Annotated in this window: 1 protein-coding gene; it reads left to right on the top strand. The window is 28.1% G+C overall.

Translation table 11 applies throughout. The annotated features are described in order from the left end of the window. Positions 1-2,638: RHS repeat-associated core domain-containing protein (locus VLM92_RS01545; protein ID WP_325274595.1), on the top strand; the 2,638-nt coding region annotated here is incomplete at both ends.

Genomic DNA, 2,638 nt, shown 5'->3' with positions numbered 1-2,638 from the left:
TAAAATGCCTAACAGATGCTCTTGGGAATAAAGATACATATGAGTATGATAGGTTAGGGAATGTAATTAAGAGAAGCTTCATAGATTACAAAGGAGCTTTACTCACTCAAACAGAACATGATTATGATGAAATTGGAAGGTTAAGAGAAAGTAAAGAGTTATGGTTTAATATAGGAGAAGAAGTAAATGCAACATATGTTAAGACTCATTTTTACTTTGATGAAGATAACAACCTTATAAGATTAGTTAAGGATGTAGATAATTTAGAACAAATTACAGATTTTGAATATGATGCCTTGGGAAGACAAATAAAATTAGTTGATAATTTAGGCAATGAAACTATAAATGAATATGATGCTAATAATAATCTGATTAAAATAATTGAAATTGAAAAGAAATCTGAAGGTACTGATCAGGAAGTTTTTGTGACATTAAATGAATACGATGAGTTGAATAGGCTTATTAGAACTACAGATAATCTAGGAAATATAACTAAACATGGGTATAATAGTCAAAATAAATTAGAGAAGAGAGAAGATCCTTTAGGAAATATTGTTAGCTATGTGTATGATATATTCGGTCGAAAGATTTTAGAAAATCGTAAAATAGGTTATGGAGAAGAGATTAAAACAAGATATCATTATGACAATAAGGGGTTATTAACAAAAATAGAAGATGACAAAGGAAATCCTACTTTATTTAAATATGATTCTTTAGATAGACAGGTAGAAACAGAATATGCTGATGGGTATGTTGAGAAAAGGGGATATGATAAAAATAATAATATAATTCAAGAAACTGATTGTAATTATTTAATAAAAAAATATACCTATGATGAATTAGATCGATTAAAACAGGTTAATATTGATAAATCAAACCTTGCCACAGGAATAGATATTTTAGGTTCTGTTTATGAGAATTATTATTATGATGGACTAGGAAGAATGGTAAAATACACCAACCAAAACAGCATAGTTGAATTTGAATTTGATTCATTAGGAAACTTAATAAAAGATGTTCAAAATAAAAGAGTAGTTAAATCTGAATACAATTCATTAGGATTTAGAGATAAGTTTATTTATCCTAGTGGTCGTAAATTAAATATTATATCTGATGGACTTAACCGAATTAAAAGGATAGAAAATATAGATTTAGAAAGTGATTATCCTGGTGAATTAAGTGGTAGCACCAATGTTTTGAATAATAGTTTTATTGGTACTTATCGTTTATATGAAAGACAATTTGGTAATGGAGTAAAATCAACTTTTAGTTATGATGGCAATAAAAGAAATATAAGCGTTAATTACTCCAAGGATGAAAAATTTTTATTTGAAATTCAAAGTCTTTACGATGATAGTGGAAATAAAAGATTCGAAAATATAATTAAAAATTTAAATAATAATGGAGAATTTTATATTTATGACTCTTTGTATAGACTTATTGAAGCAAGAAAAGGAGTAACTATTCCAAGGTTTAGTATAAACGACTTTAAACCTGTAGGTTCTATAGCTGGCATTTCTTCATATAATGCATCAGATCAGATGAAAATTAATAATTTTATTAATCTAATTGGCTTGGGTGATAAAAATAAGACAGAGTTTAGTTATGATTCTATAGGGAATAGGGTAAATAAGAAAGAAACTGGTAAACCAGATATTACTTATAAGACAAATACTGTTAATGAGTATACAAATATAGATCATATAAATCCAATATATGATAAAAACGGTAATTTAATAAGTGATGGTACTTTTAAATACTATTATGATTATAAAAATAGACTTGTTATGGTAAGGGATATCTATGATAATGTCATTGCAAGATATACCTATGATGCTATTGGTAGAAGAATAGAAAAAATAACTAATGAAGAAAAGGTAACTTATATTTATGATGGTAATAATGTAGTTGAAGAGAGGGATGACGATGAAAAAATAGTTGCTCAATATGTTTTTGCAGATGATACAGATGATATTATTCAGATGGTGAGAAAAAATAATAAAGATTGTTACTATCTCAAAAACTCATTAGGGAATATTATTGCCTTATCAGGAAATAGTGAAGATATCATTGAAGAGTATATATATTCGCCCTTTGGCATTGTAAATTCACCTAGTAAAGTAGAAAATCCATATTTATTCACAAGCAGAAGGCTTGATCAAGAAACTATGTTAATGTATTACAGAGCAAGACATTATTCACCAGAGTTAGGTAGATTTATTCAAAGAGATCCTAAAGGGTATGAAAATAGTATGAATTTATTTGAATATGTAGGGAATAACCCAATTAATAGAATTGATCCTATGGGATTACAAGAGGAAAATCAAGGACCTCATATTGATTTTGGGAAAAATCCTGGTGAGGGGTTTGTTTATGATCCGAATTCTGGTCAGTGGGGTGACCCTGTAGATCTAAGCCAGTTAGCCCCTGCAACTTTTACTTTAGAAAAGTTTAATTCAATTGAAAAATTATTAGCTAATTATATAAGTCTCCAAAATTCAGAAAGTGGCATTAAAGAAACTAGTAGTGTTACAAAAATAACTGGTAAAAAGGAGATAGGCACACAAAGTAATACTTTCTGGAAAGAAAGAAAAAGTACATGGATCCACCCTATAAAAGGAGGATATACTGGATACCT

The sequence above is a fragment of the Romboutsia sp. genome (assembly GCF_035470145.1).
In the GTDB taxonomy this organism is placed as follows: Bacteria; Bacillota; Clostridia; order Peptostreptococcales; family Peptostreptococcaceae; genus Romboutsia_D.
The sequence above is the reverse complement of the archived record's forward strand: the minus strand, read 5'-3'. Positions and strand labels throughout refer to the sequence as shown.